The 16,249-nt window shown below is 67.9% G+C and carries 18 protein-coding genes; 9 read left to right on the forward strand and 9 right to left on the reverse strand.

What is annotated here, in order from left to right:
- The first annotated feature begins 7 nt into the window (after nt 1–7).
- A complete protein-coding gene (locus AMYAL_RS0105920; protein ID WP_020630394.1) occupies nt 8–292 on the forward strand; it encodes an Lrp/AsnC family transcriptional regulator in 285 nt (94 codons plus the stop codon).
- 68 nt (nt 293–360) lie between these two features.
- Here the strand turns inward: AMYAL_RS0105920 and qcrB are convergent, their stop codons facing one another.
- From qcrB to ctaE, 4 genes are read right to left on the reverse strand one after another with little or no spacing between them, the layout of a single operon-like run.
- A complete protein-coding gene (gene qcrB, locus AMYAL_RS0105925) occupies nt 361–2,037 on the reverse strand; it encodes a cytochrome bc1 complex cytochrome b subunit (protein WP_020630395.1) in 1,677 nt (558 codons plus the stop codon).
- Entirely contained in the window at nt 2,034–3,167 is a 1,134-nt protein-coding gene (gene qcrA, locus AMYAL_RS0105930) for a cytochrome bc1 complex Rieske iron-sulfur subunit (protein ID WP_020630396.1), read from the reverse strand. The genes qcrB and qcrA overlap by 4 nt, the downstream gene beginning before the upstream one ends.
- A complete protein-coding gene (gene qcrC, locus AMYAL_RS0105935; protein WP_020630397.1) occupies nt 3,164–3,982 on the reverse strand; it encodes a cytochrome bc1 complex diheme cytochrome c subunit in 819 nt (272 codons plus the stop codon). The genes qcrA and qcrC overlap by 4 nt, the downstream gene beginning before the upstream one ends.
- A gap of 55 nt (nt 3,983–4,037) precedes the next feature.
- Nucleotides 4,038–4,661 (reverse strand): aa3-type cytochrome oxidase subunit III, encoded by a 624-nt coding sequence (ctaE, locus tag AMYAL_RS0105940; protein ID WP_084702094.1) that lies wholly within the window; start codon nt 4,659–4,661, stop codon nt 4,038–4,040.
- 95 nt (nt 4,662–4,756) lie between these two features.
- Here ctaE and AMYAL_RS0105945 point away from each other — a divergent pair, with 95 nt between their 5' ends.
- The 3 genes from AMYAL_RS0105945 to trpD all read left to right on the forward strand — a co-directional run bounded on the left by AMYAL_RS0105945 (nt 4,757) and on the right by trpD (nt 6,684).
- Complete coding sequence (locus AMYAL_RS0105945; protein ID WP_020630399.1) at nt 4,757–5,173, forward strand: hypothetical protein; 417 nt, start codon at nt 4,757–4,759, stop codon at nt 5,171–5,173.
- 61 nt (nt 5,174–5,234) lie between these two features.
- Nucleotides 5,235–5,645 (forward strand): response regulator, encoded by a 411-nt coding sequence (locus tag AMYAL_RS0105950; RefSeq protein ID WP_020630400.1) that lies wholly within the window; start codon nt 5,235–5,237, stop codon nt 5,643–5,645.
- Nucleotides 5,646–5,649: 4 nt separating this feature from the next.
- Entirely contained in the window at nt 5,650–6,684 is a 1,035-nt protein-coding gene (gene trpD, locus AMYAL_RS0105955; RefSeq protein WP_020630401.1) for an anthranilate phosphoribosyltransferase, read from the forward strand.
- A 287-nt stretch (nt 6,685–6,971) separates the two neighbouring features.
- On the opposite strand, the gene AMYAL_RS0105960 is transcribed toward trpD, so the two are convergent.
- On the reverse strand, nt 6,972–7,934 hold the full coding sequence (locus AMYAL_RS0105960; RefSeq protein ID WP_020630402.1) for a helix-turn-helix domain-containing protein: 963 nt from the start codon (nt 7,932–7,934) through the stop codon (nt 6,972–6,974).
- Between the two features lie 52 nt (nt 7,935–7,986).
- On the opposite strand from AMYAL_RS0105960, the gene AMYAL_RS0105965 reads away from it, so the two are divergent.
- On the forward strand, nt 7,987–8,382 hold the full coding sequence (locus AMYAL_RS0105965) for a cupin domain-containing protein (protein ID WP_020630403.1): 396 nt from the start codon (nt 7,987–7,989) through the stop codon (nt 8,380–8,382).
- On the opposite strand, the gene AMYAL_RS0105970 is transcribed toward AMYAL_RS0105965, so the two are convergent.
- Nucleotides 8,379–9,341, reverse strand: a complete 963-nt coding sequence (locus AMYAL_RS0105970; protein WP_020630404.1) for a GlxA family transcriptional regulator — start codon at nt 9,339–9,341, stop codon at nt 8,379–8,381. The two genes, AMYAL_RS0105965 and AMYAL_RS0105970, sit on opposite strands and share 4 nt — an antisense overlap.
- A gap of 82 nt (nt 9,342–9,423) precedes the next feature.
- On the opposite strand from AMYAL_RS0105970, the gene AMYAL_RS45710 reads away from it, so the two are divergent.
- Nucleotides 9,424–10,326 carry a DMT family transporter gene (locus tag AMYAL_RS45710; RefSeq protein ID WP_020630405.1) on the forward strand — a complete coding sequence of 301 codons (903 nt, stop codon included), beginning with the start codon at nt 9,424–9,426 and terminating at the stop codon, nt 10,324–10,326.
- Between the two features lie 213 nt (nt 10,327–10,539).
- On the opposite strand, the gene AMYAL_RS0105980 is transcribed toward AMYAL_RS45710, so the two are convergent.
- Together AMYAL_RS0105980 and ctaC are read right to left on the reverse strand one after the other, a co-directional pair.
- The gene (locus AMYAL_RS0105980) at nt 10,540–10,959 is read right to left on the reverse strand and encodes a cytochrome c oxidase subunit 4 (RefSeq protein ID WP_020630406.1); all 420 of its coding nucleotides are present in this window, start codon (nt 10,957–10,959) and stop codon (nt 10,540–10,542) included.
- 40 nt (nt 10,960–10,999) lie between these two features.
- Nucleotides 11,000–11,938: an aa3-type cytochrome oxidase subunit II gene (ctaC, locus tag AMYAL_RS0105985; protein WP_039793830.1), complete on the reverse strand. Its 939-nt coding sequence runs from the start codon at nt 11,936–11,938 to the stop codon at nt 11,000–11,002.
- 194 nt (nt 11,939–12,132) lie between these two features.
- Between ctaC and asnB the strand changes: the two genes are divergently transcribed.
- Together asnB and AMYAL_RS0105995 are read left to right on the forward strand one after the other, a co-directional pair.
- Nucleotides 12,133–14,067, forward strand: a complete 1,935-nt coding sequence (gene asnB, locus AMYAL_RS0105990) for an asparagine synthase (glutamine-hydrolyzing) (protein WP_020630408.1) — start codon at nt 12,133–12,135, stop codon at nt 14,065–14,067.
- A 56-nt stretch (nt 14,068–14,123) separates the two neighbouring features.
- Entirely contained in the window at nt 14,124–14,777 is a 654-nt protein-coding gene (locus tag AMYAL_RS0105995) for an alpha/beta fold hydrolase (RefSeq protein ID WP_020630409.1), read from the forward strand.
- Between the two features lie 80 nt (nt 14,778–14,857).
- Here the strand turns inward: AMYAL_RS0105995 and AMYAL_RS0106000 are convergent, their stop codons facing one another.
- On the reverse strand, nt 14,858–15,847 hold the full coding sequence (locus tag AMYAL_RS0106000; RefSeq protein ID WP_026466788.1) for a carbohydrate kinase family protein: 990 nt from the start codon (nt 15,845–15,847) through the stop codon (nt 14,858–14,860).
- Between the two features lie 142 nt (nt 15,848–15,989).
- Between AMYAL_RS0106000 and AMYAL_RS0106005 the strand changes: the two genes are divergently transcribed.
- The gene (locus AMYAL_RS0106005; RefSeq protein ID WP_005164196.1) at nt 15,990–16,178 is read left to right on the forward strand and encodes a hypothetical protein; all 189 of its coding nucleotides are present in this window, start codon (nt 15,990–15,992) and stop codon (nt 16,176–16,178) included.
- The last annotated feature ends 71 nt before the right edge of the window (nt 16,179–16,249 follow it).

The following is a 16,249-nucleotide window of genomic DNA, read 5'->3' on the forward strand; positions in this document are numbered from 1 at the left end:
CGCTGTAGTGATCACCGCGATCGTGCTGATCCAGGTCGAAGCCGATGCCATTCCCGAGGCGGCGCAGTCGATCGCGGACATCGAGGGAGTCCGTGAGGTCTACTCCTGCGCGGGTGACGTCGACTTGATCGCTTCGGTCCGCGTCGAGGCCCACGAAGACCTCGCGGATCTGATCCCGGCGAAGATCGGCAAGGTCCCCGGCGTGCTGAGCACGGTCACGCACATCGCGTTCCGCTCGTACTCGAAGGCCGACAGCGAGTCCGCGTTCGACATCGGCGTCGAAGGCGCCTGAGCTTCCCCTCTGATCGCATGAAGGCCCCCTTCCCGCGGGAAGGGGGCCTTCATGTACTTCTGTCGAGCTTAGTGCCCGGAGGTGATCTCCTTGCGCTCCTGCGAAGGCTCACCGCCGATGTCGTCGACCTTGCCGTTGCCGTTCGAGCCGTGCCCGTTGGACCGGGCGCGCTCCAGCGCGATCGTCTCCTCGACCGGGTCCGGCGTCCAGGTCGAACCCGCGACGGCGTGACCGGCCGAACCGAGCTTGTTCATCTTCTTCGGCACCGACGCGCCCTGGTACTCGAGCGGCAGCGGGTGACCGTGGTCGTCCACCGGGCCGAGCGGCTGGTGGATCTCGATGAACTCACCGTGCGGCAGGCGCTTGATGATGCCGGTCTCGACACCGTGCTCCAGCACCTCGCGGTCGGCCCGCTGGAGGCCGAGGCAGATCCGGTAGGTGATGTAGTAAGCGATCGGCGGCAGCAGCAGCACACCGATCCGGCCCGCCCACGTCGTCGCGTTCAGCGAGATGTCGAAGGCGAACGCGATGATGTCGTTGAAGCCCGACAGCATGATGACCGCGAAGAACGTCAGGGCCATGATGCCGAGCGAGGTCCGGACCGGGACGTCGCGCGGACGCTGCAGCAGGTTGTGGTGCGCGGTGTCCTTGGACAGCTTTCGCTCGATCCAGGGATACATCACCAGCAAGCCGATCAGCAGCGGCATCCCGACCGCGCCGGGGAAGAACACCGCCGGGACCGTGTAGTTCCCGAGGTAGAGCTCCCACGCGGGCCAGATCCGCAGCATGCCGTCGGCCCAGGCCATGTACCAGTCAGGCTGCGAACCCGCCGAGACCTGCGCCGCGTTGTACGGGCCGATGTTCCAGATCGGGTTGATCTGGAAGAGCCCCGACATCAGCGCGATGACGCCGGTGACCAGCGCGAAGAACGCACCGCCCTTGAGCGCGAAGACCGGCATGATCCGGACGCCGACGACGTTGGTCTCCTTGCGGCGCACGCCGGGGAACTGTGTGTGCTTCTGGTACCAGACCAGCGCGAGGTGCGCGCCCACGAGGGCGAGCATGATGCCCGGCAGCAGCAGGATGTGGATCGTGTACAGGCGCGGGATGATCTCGTTGCCGGGGAACTCCCCGCCGAACAGCGCCCAGTGGATCCAGGTGCCCATGACCGGCACCGAGAGCACGATGCCCGACAGGGTCGCGCGGATACCGGTACCGGAGAGCAGGTCGTCCGGGAGCGAGTAGCCGAAGAAGCCTTCGAACATGCCCAGGACCAGGAGCAGCGCGCCGATGACCCAGTTCGCCTCACGCGGGCGCCGGAACGCGCCGGTGAAGAAGATCCGGAACATGTGGACCATCATCGAGGCGACGAAGATCAGCGCGGCCCAGTGGTGCAGCTGGCGGACGAACAGACCGCCGCGGACGTCGAACGAGATGTCGAGCGTGGTCGCGAAGGCCCGCGACATCTCGACGCCCTGCAGACCGGTGAAGCTGCCGTTGTAGACGACCTCCTCCATGGAGGGGTCGAAGAACAGCGTGAGGTACACACCCGACAGCAACAGGATGATGAAGCTGTAGAGCGCGATCTCGCCGAGGAGGAAGGACCAGTGGGTCGGGAACACCTTGTTGATCTGGTGCCGCATGCCCTTGGCCAGGTGATACCGGTCGTCGGCCCACTTGGCACCCGCACCCGCGGCCTTCTCGACCGGGTTCGTCCCCTTCGTCGGGGTGGTGAGTGAACTCATGACTTACGCTCCCAAAAGGCCGGTCCGACAGCCTCGTTGAAGTCTCCGCGCGCGACCAGGAAGCCATCCTTGTTCACTGTAATCGGAAGCTGGGCCAACGGCCGCGTGGCCGGTCCGAAAATCGGCTTGGCGTAGTGGAGCGCGTCGAACTGCGACTGGTGGCAGGGGCAGAGGATGCGGTTGGTCCGCTGCTCGTACAGGGAGGTCGGGCAGCCGACGTGGCTGCAGATCTTCGTGTACGCGTAGTAGTCGCCGAAGTTGTAATCCTCCTGGTTCGCCCGCTTGACGACCTTGGCGGCGTCGGTCGGGCGGAGGCGGATCAGCATGACGGGGTTGTCGACCCGTTTGAAGGCGGCGGACAGCGCGTGCTCGTCCTCCCGCTCCGACTCGCGGAACGGGAACACCGTCTCCATCGCGCCCGCGTCGAGATCCTCGACCCTGACCAGGGAGATCTCTTTCGGACGGCCGGTGTTGCGCCGCAGGAAGACCTCTTCCTCCGGGAAGTTCTTCTTCCAGCCCGAGTGCCACAGCGAGTCGCGGCCTTCGGTGTCCTTCCAGGGGTCCTTGATGAAGGACGCCACCGGCAGGGCGGCCACGGCGAGACCGAGCACACCGGCACCGGCGCCCGCGGACCGCTTGATCAGCGACCGGCGCGCGATGGTGCTGTGGCTGCCCGAGTGGGCCAGCTGGGCGAGGATGGTGGCCTTGTCGACCTCTTTCGACCCGCCGTCCCCGCGCTCCTGCACCGCGACCTCGGCCGGGATGAACTTCTTGGTGTAGAGGACCGCTCCGATGCCGAGACTGAGCACGGCGAGCCCGAGCGTGATCCCGAGCAGCGGCGTGTAGAGCGTGTACAGCGTGTAACCGTGCGTACCCGGCTCCGTGTACTCGAACCACTTCGGCCAGGCGACGATCACGACGAACGCGAGGCCGGACAGCGCGGCCAGCACGAACCAGAGTGCGACGGAGCGCTCAGCGCGCTTCTCCGCCTTCGTCCCCTCGACCGGCCACGGCGTCGGGTACTCCACGATCTCGACACCGTCGAGCGCGGTACCCAGCTTCACCAGCTGGTCGCGATCCATGTCCGCCAACTCCGCCTCTGTCGGCGGCTTCGGCCCTTCGGCGCTCATGCCTTCGATCCAATCCACAACGTCACGCCGATCAGCGCGGCGATCCCGACGATCCACGCGATCGCGCCCTCCGAGGCCGGGCCAATACCGCCGAGCGAGCTACCGCCGGGTGAGTTGTTCCCGTGACTCACGGACTTCACGAACGCGATGATGTCCTTCTTCTCCTCCGGCGACAGCTGCCGGTCGGAGAACTTGGGCATGTTCTGCGGCCCGGTGAGCATCGCGGTGTAGATCTGCTCTTCCGTGGCCGGGTCCAGGTTCGGGGCGAACTTGCCCGACGAGAGCGCGCCGCCGCGGCCGGTGAAGCCGTGGCAGGAGGCGCAGTTGAGGCGGAAGAGCTCGCTGCCGCGCGCGACGTCGTCGCCGCGCAGCGCGTCGCCCTTCTCGGTGGGACGCTGCGCGCCGCCACCGTTGGCCTGGATGTAGGCGCCCAGGGCGTTGATCTCAGCCTCGGACAGCTTCGGCGGCTTCCGCTGCGCCTGGGCTTCCTGGCGCACCGCGGGCATGCGGCCGGTCGAGGTCTGGAAGTACACGGCCGCGTCGCCGATGCCGATGAGGCTCGGGCCACGGTCGGTGACACCTTCGAGCTTCGGCCCGTGACATTCGATACACGTGTTGTTGTAGAGCTTCTCGCCCTCACGCAGGAGGGCGGACTCGCCCTGCGCCTGCGCGGTCTGCGGCTCCGGCGCGAAAACGGCGTACAGCCCGCCCACGCTCAGGAGCGCGATCCCGAGCGCCAGCGCGCCGGCGAACCGCCTGCGTGCCTTCGACCGCTTGCGGAAGCGGCGCTCCGTGTCGTTCTTGCTGGAGGTCATCTTGCGGCAACCCTTGCTGTCAGTTCAGGCCGATAGGTCGTGGTGGCGGCTTCGTTCACGGAAGGATGTAGATCACCGCGAACAGACCCACCCACACGATGTCGACGAAGTGCCAGTAGTACGACACGACGATCGCCGAGGTGGCCTGGGCCGGGGTGAACTTGCTCAGCTTGGTGCGGATGAGCAGGTACACGAACGCGATGAGCCCGCCGATGACGTGCAGGCCGTGGAACCCGGTCGCGAGGAAGAAGACCGTGCCGAACGGGCCGGACGGGATCGTCATCCCCTCGTCGATCAGGTGGAGGTACTCGTAACCCTGGCCGCCGACGAAGATCGCGCCCATGATCAACGTGATGATGTACCAGCGGCGCAAGCCGAAGACGTCACCCTTTTCGGCGGCGAACACGCCGAACTGGCAAGTGAACGAGGACGCCACGAGGATCACCGTGAACGGGATCGCGAGGCCGACGTTCAACTCGAAGGGCTCACCGTGCAGCGGCGGCGGCCACTGGCCGGTCGCGTTCTGCGCCTTCACGGTGAAGAACATGGCGAACAGTCCGGCGAAGAACATCAGTTCGCTGGACAGCCACACGATGGTGCCGACACTGACCATGTTCGGCCGGTTCAGCGAGTGGACCCGCTGGCTGATGGTGGGAGCTGCCGTTGTCACGCGTCGCATTATGTCCTCTCACGCATGGGGCCCGCCGGGTGGGTCCACGGCAAGTCGCGTGCGTGTCGGGTCACATCTGAACGAAAGTGGGAACCGGGCTACTCATGGGTTTACTAGATCGGCTTCGTGACCTGGTCAAGAAGCCGAAGATCCCTGGTCTGACGATCGACACGCCCGGCGTGGAGATCGTCGCGGAGGCTTTCGATCCGGCCGAGGCGGATTCTTCGGTGCTCGCGAGATCACCCGCTTGGGTCGCCGAAGCACCGGCGATCCTGCGCCATCACTTGAAACTTCCGCCCGAAAAGGTGGCGGAGGCGGCCTCGATCCTCGCCCAGGACGGCTGGGAGCTGCGAGAACAGGGACCGGACGGCGACCTGACGCTGGCGCACGCCCTGCGCGTCCAGACCCTCGACGCGCTGCACTGCGCGCAGGAACGGTCGCGGATGGCGGGGCTCGCGCAGCGGCTCGGCGGGGATTCGGCGGGCTGGGACGCGCTCCAGCCGTCGGGTGCGTCCACGTGACGTCGGTCATGGCGGATAACATCGCGGGGTCGACATGACTAGACGAGGCGGAGGCGCGCTCATGGGCGAGCAGGCGATGCGGATCCTGGTGTTCAGCCACAAGGCGGAGGTGCGCGAGGCGATCATCAACGCCATCGGCCGCAGGCCCGCCGCCGACCTCGGCCGGGTGGACTACACCGAGGCGTCCGGCATCTCCGAGGTACTCGTCGAGATGGACGCGGGCAACGTGGACCTGGCCATCCTCGACGGCGAGGCGCAGCCGACCGGCGGCATCGGGCTGACCCGTCAGCTGAAGAACGAGATCGAGGATTGTCCCCCGATCGTGGTCTCGGTGCGGCGCAAGGACGACCGCTGGCTGGCGACCTGGTCGCAGGCCGACGCGGTGCTGGTCCACCCGCTCGACCCGCTGACCGCCGCCGAGACGGTCGCCGACGTGCTGCGCGCCCGCCGGGTGCCGGTCGTGCACGGCTGAGCCGATGAGCGCGGCCGTCAACAAGACCTGGCCGTCCCTGCTCAATCAGCTCATCGCGCGCGCGGACCTGTCCGAAGAGGACACCGCGTGGGCGATGGACCAGATCATGAGCGGGGCGGCGACGCCCTCCCAGATCGCCGGATTCGCCGTCGCGCTGCGTGCGAAGGGTGAGACACCGGCGGAGATCTCCGGGATGGCCGACGCCATGCTGGCGCACGCCAAACGGGTGACGATCGACAGACCGTCGGTGGACATCGTCGGCACCGGCGGCGACCGGTCCAATTCGGTCAACATCTCCACCATGGCCACGGTGGTGACGGCCGCGGCCGGTGCCCCGGTGGCCAAGCACGGCAACCGGAGCGCGTCGTCGAAATCCGGCGCGGCCGACGTGCTGGAGGAGCTGGGCGTCATCATCGACCTGCCGCCCGAGACGGTCCAGCGCAGCGTGAACGAACTGGGCATCGGCTTCTGCTTCGCGCCGAAGTTCCACCCCGCCCTGCGCCACGCCGGCCCGACGCGCGGCGAACTCGGCGTGCCGACGACGTTCAACCTGCTGGGCCCGCTGACCAACCCCGCGCAACCGCGCAGTTCGCTGATCGGCTGCGCGTACCCGGACAAGACGCGTGTGCTGGCCGAAGTGTTCGCGCGGCGCGGGATGACCGTGCTGCTCGTCCGCGGCGACGACGGGCTCGACGAGATCACCACCACGACCACCAGTTCGGTGTGGGTGGTCTCCGGCGGCGAGATCACCGAGCGCAGCTTCGACCCTTCGTCGCTGGGCATCGCGCGAGCGACCGCGGAAGACCTGCGCGGCGGCGACGCGGCGCACAACGCCGAGGTGTTCCGCCAGGTGATGGCCGGGAAGGCCGGGCCGGTGCGGGACGCGGTACTGCTCAACTCGGCGGCCGCGCTCGCGGCTTTCGCCGGGTTCTCGGGATCGTTGGAAGACGATCTGGCGGCCGGGCTCGCGCGGGCGGCCTCGGCCATCGATTCGGGTGCGGCGGCCGATCTGCTGAACCGGTGGATCGCCTTCGCCTGACCCGCGGGCGCGCGTTTCGTCCTACCGACGGCGGCGCGCTGGCTTCGGGGTTGCGAAAGCCACTTTCACAACCTTCAGCGTTGCGAAAGTGGCTTTCACAACCTTCAGCGTTGCGAAAGTGGCTTTCACAACACGGTTTCCCACCAGACCGCCCTGGGTCGAGGGCGCCGCGGCTCCTGGGCAAAGCAGGCGTCGCGAAAGCCACTTTCGCGACGTCTGATGTCCCGAAAGTGGCTTTCGCGACATGATCGCCGGGACAGGGCGGCCAGGCACGACCACCCGACCGGTCACGAAGCGGTGCTGAACCGCGCCCGGTAAGCCGTGGGCGTCAGTCCCGTGGCCCGCCGGAGCTGGGTCCGCAGGTTCGCCGCGGTACCGAAACCCGATGCCCGCGCCACCCGGTCCAGCGGCTCCCCGCGCTCGATCAGCCGGCACGCCAGCGCGATCCGTTCCGTGGTGAGCCACGCCAGCGGTGTCGTCCCCAGTTCGGCGCGGAACCGCCGGTGCAGCGTCGCCTGGCTGGCCGCCGCCCTGGCGGCGAGGCCGGCGACGGTGAGCGGCCGGTCCAGCCGCTCGCGGGCCCATTCGAGCACCGGCGCCAGCGAGGTGTCCGGCGACGGCGGCAGCGGGCGTTCGACGAACTGCCGCTGGCCACCGTCGCGATGGCCGGCGAACACCAGCCTCCTGCTCACCGCGTTGGCGATCTCGGCGCCGTGATCACGGCTGATCAGGTGCAGCCCCAGATCGAGCGCGGCCGCGCTGCCCGCCGCGGTCAGGACGTCGCCGTCGTCGACGAACAGCACGTCGGGTTCCAGCACCACCTCGGGGAACAGCGTCCGGAACTGCCCGGCCCATTTCCAATGGGTGGTCGCGCGCCGCCCGTCCAGGACGCCCGCCTGCGCGAGGGTGAAGGCGCCGGTGCAGAAGCTGACCAGCCGGGCACCCCGCGCGGCCGCGGCGCGGATGGCCGCCAGCACCGATTCCCTGACCGGGGTCTCCGGATCGGGCCGGTTGGGCACGATCACCGTGTCGGCGGCCTCCACGGCTTCGAGCCCGGCGATTCCGGTGACGGTGAACATCCCCAGGTGCATGCGCACGGACGGTTCGGCGGCGCACAGCGTGAAGCCGTACCAAGGCCGGTCCAGTTCCGGCCGTCGCAGGCCGAAAAGCTCGGCCGCGACACCCATTTCGAAGGGATTGGACCCCTCGTCGACCAGGACGGCGACCTCATGCGAGGAATCATGCGGCATATGCGATTCCTAGCACTCACCGCTCGGGCGGTCCAGTGGCCAGGATCGGGGCATGAGCAAGAAACCGATCGATCTGGAGACCGCGCTGGCCGGGTTCGACGAGATCTGGAGCCCGCGGATCGTCGCCCATGTCAACGACTACGACGTCCGCCTCGCCAAGGTCGCCGGCGAGCACGTCTGGCACGTCCACGAGAACACCGACGAGTTCTTCCTCGTCCTCGACGGCACCTTGGACATCGCGTTGCGCGAAGAGGTGGGCGAACGGGTCGTCACGCTGCCACGGAGCTCGGTGTTCGTCGTGCCGCGCGGGACCTTCCACAAACCGTCCTCGGTGGACGGTGCGTCATTGCTGCTGTTCGAGCCGACCGGGACGCTCTCCGTCGGCGACGAGCACGACGAGGTCCCGGACCATGTCCAGGTCACCGTCGGACAGGAGATGTCCTTCTAGCCAACGGAAAACGTCCGACGGTAGGCGCTCGGACTGGTCCCGCGGAGTTTGCCGAACTGATGCCGCAGCGCCGCGGCGGAGGCGTATCCGCACGCGACCGCGATGTCCTCAATGGACATCCGGCCTTCTTCGAGCAGCGACTGCGCGCGATCGAGACGGCGTTCGGTGAGCCATCGGTGCGGGGTCGTCCCGGTGGCCGCCGAGAACCGGCGCAGGAACGTGCGCTCCCCCAGTCCGCTGCGGCGAGCCAGTTCCGCGACGGTGAACGGCTGATCGAGCCGACGCTCGATCCATTCGAGCGCTTCGGCGAGCACGGTGTCGTCCGGCGCGGCGGTCTCCGGAACAGGCGCCTGCACGAACTGCGCCTGCCCGCCGACCCGGTGCGGCGCCGCGACCATCCGCCTCGCCAGCGCGGTGGCCGCGGCGACACCGCGGAGTTCGCGCACCAGATGCAGGCACAAGTCGACGGCGGCGACGGTCCCCGCGCTGGTGAGGACGCCCCCGTCGTCGACGTACAACGCCTTCGGGTCGACCTTCGCCGTCGGGAAACGCGATCGGAACTCCTGTTCGTAGACCCAGTGCACGGTGCAGTTGCGCCCGTCGAGAAGTCCCGCGTAGCCGAGCGAGAAGACACCCGCGCAGAAGCCCGCGACCCAGGCACCCCGGCCCGCCGCGTCGCGCAGGACCTCGATGACCGGTTCCGGCGGGCTCGCGCTGCGCGGCGCGCAGGTCGGGACGATCAGCAGGTCCGCGGACGCCGCGAAGTCCAGGCTCTCCAGCCCGTCGAGCCCGAAACCGGACCAGCTCAGGACGTTCTCGCCGCCGGGCGAACAGACCGCGAAGTCCCAGCCCTCGATGCCGTCGGCACTGCGATCGGTGCCGAAGACCTCACACGCGACGCCGAGTTCGAACGGCGAGACGTGATCGGCGAGCACCACCGCGACCTTCTTCACATCCATTCCGGCAGTGTGTCACAAGTTTTGCGGTCGATGTCATCTCTGACACTGGTCGAGTGTGGGCGCGAAGGCGAAAGTGGTGCCCATGAACAAGAACAACCCCCTGCTCCAGTGGACGGCCGCGATGGCGCTGTCCGGCACGATCGGCGCCGTCGTCCTGGAAAGCGGCGCCGACGCGCCCGCCGTGGCGTTCGCGAGGAGTCTCGTCGGCGGTCTGCTGCTCGTGGTGTGGAGCGCCGCTCGCGGGTGGCTCCGCCCCTGGACACTCACCCGCCGCGACCTGCTGCTCGCCATCCTCGGCGGGCTGTTCCTGGTCGGGAACTGGGTACTGCTGTTCGCTTCGTACGCGCTGTCGTCGATCTCGGTCAGCACGGTCGTGTACCACACGCAGCCGCTGATGCTGGTCGGTCTCGCGGCGGCGTTCCTCGGCGAGAAAATGGCGAAGAGCCAGCTGATCCGGGCGCTGATCGCGTTCGGCGGGGTGACGCTCATCTCGCTGTCCGCGCACGGTGCCGACGGCAAACCCGTGCGGCTCGAAGGCATCGCGCTCGCCCTGGGCGCGGCCGCGCTCTACGCCGGTGCTTCGTTCGTCGCGAAGCAGCTCAAACACCTGCGCCCGCACGTCCTGGCGGCCGTCCAGCTCGTGACCGGCACGATCGTGCTCGCACCCGCGCTGCTGGTCACACCGCTGCCCACGGACACTTCGGGGCTGCTGTGGCTGGTCCTGCTGGGAACGGTGCACACCGCGCTGATGTACGTCCTGATGTACGCGAGCATCGGGAAGCTGCCGACCACGACGGTGGCGCTGCTGTCCTACGTCTATCCCGTGGTCGCGGTGGTGGTGGACGTCCTCGCCTACGGGCACCGGCCGACCTGGCCGGAAGGCTTGGGGATGCTGGCCGTCCTGGCGGCCGCCCTCGCCCCGAAACGCACGGCCAAGCCGGCGGCGGCCGGTCGCTCCGTCCAATCACGCGTGTCGTCCACCTGAACACACGTGTCGTCCACCCAGTCACGCAAAGCACCCACTCGGCCGAGGTGGTCGTGAGTCCGGTCCGTGCGTTCGCCCCGGACACACCACCAGCCACACCGACCGCGCGTGGCCAAGCCCGAAGTGAGGAAGGTGGCAGTCGCCCAGCTCGCTCGAACGCGAAAAGCGGCGCCCCGGTCCGAAGACCAAGGCGCCGCTTTCGACGTCGGAACGTCAGTCGTGGTTGGGGCCGGTGTGGTACTCGAACACCAGCCCGCCGATGGCGACGATCACCAGGCCCAGCGCGATGATCAGCAGCCAGACGTGGAAGAACGCGAGCGCGACACCGGTCAGCGCGGCGGCCGCCGCGAGAGCGATCGGCCAGTAGCTGCCGGGGCTGAAGAAGCCCAGCTCACCGGCACCGTCACTGATCTCGGCGTCTTCCCGGTCCTCCGGCCGCGGCTCGATGCGCCGCGCCACGAACTGCAGGTAGCTCCCGGCCAGGAAGGCCAGGCCACCGGTGAGGATCAGGGCCACCACACCGACCGGCTCGACGCCGTCGCGGGTCATCGTTCCGGTCATGTACGCGTAGATACCCGCCACGATGACGGAGAAGACCGCGACGAGGAAGAAAATCCGTCCTTCGACCTTCATGGACGTTGCCTCACTCCTGTTTCGGGCTCGAACAGCCGGGTCAGTTGGACGCGACCCGCGCGGTGCGGTCGGTGTTGAACGGGGTGGTGGTGACGGCGTAGGGCGCGCACAGGTCGCCACAGTTCATCGCCGTCAGCGCCTCGGAAGCCGTGTTGGGCTTGCCGCTCTTCGGGTTCACCGTGCCGCGGAGCTGGATGTACTGCGCGTACTTGTCCGGCGACAGGGCCCTGACCTCGAAGTTCATCCCCGAGTGGTAGGTGCCGCACAGTTCGGCGCAGCGGCCGACGAACGAACCTTCCTTGTCGATCGAGTTCTGGAAGGTGAAGTCCTGGTTGTTCTTCTCCGGGTCCGGCATGACGTCCCGCTTGAAGTGGAACTCCGGCACCCAGAACGAGTGGATGACGTCGGCCGACCGCAGGTTGTACTGGATCGTCTTGTTCGTCGGCAGGACGAGCAGCGGGATCTCGGTCGAGCTGCCGACCGTGGTGATCTCGGGGTCTTCGTGGTTCTTGGAGTCGCTCTTGTACTTGAACTCCCAGTTCCACTGGAACGCGACGATGTCGACCGTGACGTCCGGGTTCTCCGTCTCGGCGAGCACGCGGTTCTCGGTGGTCGCGGTGAAGAAGAACAGCACGCAGACCATGATCGTCGGGACGACGACCGTGAAGAGCTCCAGCGGGATGTTGTACTGGAACTGACGGGGCAGTTCCTCTTCCGCGCCGTCGGCGGTCTTCTTCTTGCGGTGGAAGATCGCGGTCCAGAAGATCAGCGCCCAGACGATGACACCGACGGTCAGCGCGGCCACGACGGTCCACGTCCACAGGGTGCGCATGTCGTGCGCCTGCGGGGTCACCCCGACCGGCCAGCCGAAGCGGAGGATCTCGTCCCCGGAACAGCCCGTCGCGGTCAGCATCACCAGCGCGGCGAGCGCTGCGATACGACCAGCCCGCTTAACCGGGGTGCGCTCTGGATTTCCCACTGCGCCTTGCCCTTTCACCCAGAGCCTCCTCGACCGATCTTTGTGACAGGGCGGAGCCTAGCCGAGTTACGGCACCGCGCTGACTAAGGGGTGACCACAACACGCGTATCCCCCACCACATCCGGGTGTACCGGCCCACCGGCATACTGGGCCCTTCTCCCCCGCTCGGCCAACAAGAGGTGTGTGAACTAGACGTGTGCGGCCTGCTTGGACTGATCTGTTCGACCGAAGCCGACGCTGCGAGCGCCCGTGACGCCGTCGACGCGGCCATGCGCTGCCAGCGCCACCGCGGCCCCGACGAGCACGACACCTGGGCCGACGCCGAGGTCGTCTACGGCTTCAACCGGCTCGCCTTCATCGACGTCGACCACGCCCATCAGCCGCTGATCTGGGGCCCGCCGGAGGCTCCCGAGCGTTACACGCTGAACTTCAACGGCGAGATCTACAACTACAAAGAGCTGCGTGACGAGCTGGCCGCCGAGCACGGCGCGAAATTCGCCACGGAGGGTGACGGCGAGGCGATCGTCGCGGCGTACCACTACCTCGGCGACGACGCGGTGAAGAAGCTGCGCGGCATGTTCGCCTTCATGATCTGGGACTCCCAGGAGAAGGTCGTCTTCGGCGCGCGCGACCCGTTCGGCATCAAGCCGCTGTTCTACTCGGCGGGCCCCGGCAAGATCGCCTTCTCCAGCGAGAAGAAGAGCCTGCTGGAGCTTTCGAGCGTGCTCGGCGTCGAGGACAAGCTGGACAAGACCGCCCTGCAGCACTACCTGGTGCTGCAGTACGTGCCGGAGCCCGAGTCGATGCACACCGGGGTCCGCCGCGTCGAGTCCGGCACGTCGTTCCGGGTGGTCCCCGGCGGTGACGTCGAGTTCACCCGCTACTTCCACCCGCAGTTCAACGCGAAGCCGGTCAACAACCAGGCCGAGGCCGACGAGCTGTACGAGCGGATCGCCGATGTGATGCGCGACTCGGTCGGCAAGCACATGATCTCCGACCCGGACGTCACGGTCGGCGCGTTCCTCTCCGGCGGCATCGACTCGACCGCGACCGCGACGCTGGCCAAGGAGCACAACCCGAACCTGATCGCGTTCACCACCGGGTTCGAGCGCGAGGGCTACTCCGAGGTCGACGTCGCCGCCGAATCGGCCGCCGCGATCGGTGTGAAGCACGTGGTCCGCACGGTTTCCGCGGACGAGATGATGGAAGCGCTGCCGCTCATCGTCTGGTACCTCGACGACCCGGTGGCCGACCCGGCGCTCGTGCCGCTGTGGTTCATCGCCCGCGAAGCACGTAAGCACGTCAAGGCGGTGCTGTCCGGCGAAGGCGCCGACGAGCTCTTCTGCGGGTACACGATCTACAACGAGCCGATCTCGCTGGCGCCGTTCGAGAAGATCCCCGGCGGGATGCGGAAGATCATCGGCAAGGTCTCCACGAAGATCCCGGAAGGCACCCGCGGCAAGGACCTGCTGCGTCGCGGCGCCCTGCCGCTGGAGGACCGCTACTACGGCAACGCCCGCAACTTCCGCGACGACCAGCTCCGCAAGGTGCTGCGCACGTACGAGGAAGGCATCGGCTTCAAGGACGTCACCGCTCCTTGGTACGAGATCTCCCGTGACTGGGACCCGGTCGCGCGGATGCAGCACGTCGACCTCTACACCTGGCTGCGCGGCGACATCCTGGTCAAGGCCGACAAGGTGACCATGGCGAACTCGCTGGAACTGCGCGTGCCGTTCCTCGACGCCGAGGTGTTCAAGGTCGCCTCGACCATCCCGCTGGACCAGAAGCTCGCGCACGGCACCACGAAGTACGCGCTGCGCCAGGCGCTGGCGAAGATCATCCCCGGACACGTGCTGAACCGGCGCAAGCTCGGCTTCCCGGTGCCGATCCGGCTCTGGCTGCGCAACGAGATGTACGACTGGGCCAAGGGCATCATCTCGGACTCGCAGACCGACGCGCTGCTCGACAAGAAGGCCGTCCTGGCGCTGCTCGAAGAGCACAAGGCCGGGCAGCTCGACCGCAGCCGCCAGCTGTGGGCGCTGCTGGTGTTCATGCTGTGGCACGGGATCTTCGTCGAGAACCGCATCAAGCCCGAGATCCCGGAACCCGTCTACCCGGTGAAACTCTAGTCACGACTCGACACGCCGGCCTTCACCGTTCACCCGGTGGAGGCCAGCATGGAGCGATGGACTTCGTCCTCGTGCACGGCACGACGCAGAGCCCGGCGGGCTGGGACCGCATGGCCAAGTTGCTCAGGGCCGCCGGGCACCGCGCGATCGCGGTGGACCTGCTGACCCCGGCCGAACTGCAGGTCGAGGGTTACGCGCAGCACGCGCGGGACCAGTACGACGGCGAGCGGCCGGTCGTGGTGGCCCATTCCGGGGCCGGGGTCCTGCTCCCCTCGATCGCCGAGGCGCTCGACGCGCGGGCGATGGTGTGGGTCGCCGCCTACATCCCCGACTTCGCCGGGGGCCGGAGCCTGCGCGACGAGGTCCTGACCTTGTTCGCTCCCGAGTGGATCGGCGTGGACCCGACCTCGGATCCCGCGAAGGCGTCGGAATTCCTGTTCCACGACTGCGATCCCGAGACCGAACACCTGGCACTGGACAGCTTGCGGTTGTTCAATCCCGCGGTCCTCGCGGCACACCGCGCCGGACCCGCGCCGGAAATCCCGTCGACGGTGATCGTCCCCACGCGTGATCGCACGCTGAAGCCGGGGTGGATGCGCCAGGCGGCCAGGGACCGGCTCGGCGTCGGCGCGATCGAGATCGACGCCGGGCACTGCCCCCACATGTCACGCCCCGCCGAGGTCGCCGCCATCCTGACCCGCCGCGCGTAAAGCCCCCTTGCTGCCCAAGTCCGTGAAGGCCTCCTTCCCTACTCTCAAGGTAGGGAAGGAGGCCTTCACGGACTTCAAGCTCAAGCGGGCAGGATCGCCGCGATCTCCTCGGCGGACTCCGGTCCGAAGGCCTCCTTCAGACGCCCCAGGACGTCCGCGCGGTCGAAGGCCCACTCCTGCGTGCCCACGGTCTCCAGCACCAGCACGGCGATGAGCGACCCCAGCTGCGCCGAACGCTCCAGGCTGAGCCCGCCGTCGATCCCGGCGATGAACCCGGCGCGGAAACCGTCCCCGACACCGGTCGGGTCGACCTTGCCGCGCTCCGGGACGGCGCCGATCTGCAGCGCGAGGCCGTCCTTGCCGATGATCTCGACGCCCTTCTCCCCGAGCGTGGTGATCCGCATGCCGACGCGGTCGAGGACGTCGGCCTCGGTCCAGCCGGTCTTCTGGAGCAGCAGTTCCCATTCGTAGTCGTTGCTGAACAGGTACTTCGCGCCCTCGACGAAGGCGCGCACCTGCTCACCGTCCATCCGGGCCAGCTGCTGCGAGGGGTCGACGGCGAAGGTGTAACCGCGCTGACGGCACTCCTCCGCGTGCCGGACCATGCCTTCGGGGTCGTCCGGGCTGATCAGCACGAGCGACAGTTCGCCGGCGTGCGCGGCGACCGGTTCCAGCTCGATGTTGCGGGATTCGGCCATCGCCCCGGCGTAGAAGGTCGCGATCTGGCAGAGGTCTTCATCGGTGGTGCAGACGAAGCGGGCGGTGTGCGCGACCTCGGAGACCAGTACACCGGCGGTGTCGACGCCGTGCCGCTCGAGCCACGAGCGGTAGTCGGCGAAGTCGGCGCCCACCGCGCCGACGAGGATCGGGCTTTTGCCGAGTACGCCGAGGCCGAACGCGATGTTCGCGCCGATCCCGCCCCGCCGGACCACCAGGTCGTCGGCCAGGAAGCTCAGGGACACGCGGTGCAGCTGCTCGGCGATGAGCTGCTCGGCGAACCTGCCCGGAAAGTGCATGAGGTGATCGGTTGCGATACTGCCGGATACTGCGATCCTGGCGCTGTCTGCCACCGGTTCTCCTTGATCGGTCGGCCCCGCGGAAGCGAGGACGGCTAAGTTACCCGCAGGTCATGCCCCATACGGGTTGCTTCAGGCACGGCCATCAACACTACCGGTTGGTAGTGGTGTCCTACTCGAACACGAGTCATTAACTTTGTCGTTCGTGACCACTCCTGCGTATCACCTCGAACCGGAATCGATCGGCGAACTCATCGCCGACTGTGCCGGGATCCCGTCGTCCCTCCAGGCCGAGAACCTGCCCCTGCCCCGGCAGATCGCCCCGCCCTGGACCGTGGACGAGCGCTGCCTCGCCCAGGTCGCCGATCTGGACGCCTACGTCTGATCCCGCTGAGGGTATTCAAGAGCTGCGGGCATGAAGAAGGGCCGCGACCTGGGTGAGGTTCGCGGCCCTTC

Source organism: Amycolatopsis alba DSM 44262, from assembly GCF_000384215.1.
Taxonomy (GTDB): Bacteria; Actinomycetota; Actinomycetes; order Mycobacteriales; family Pseudonocardiaceae; genus Amycolatopsis; species Amycolatopsis alba.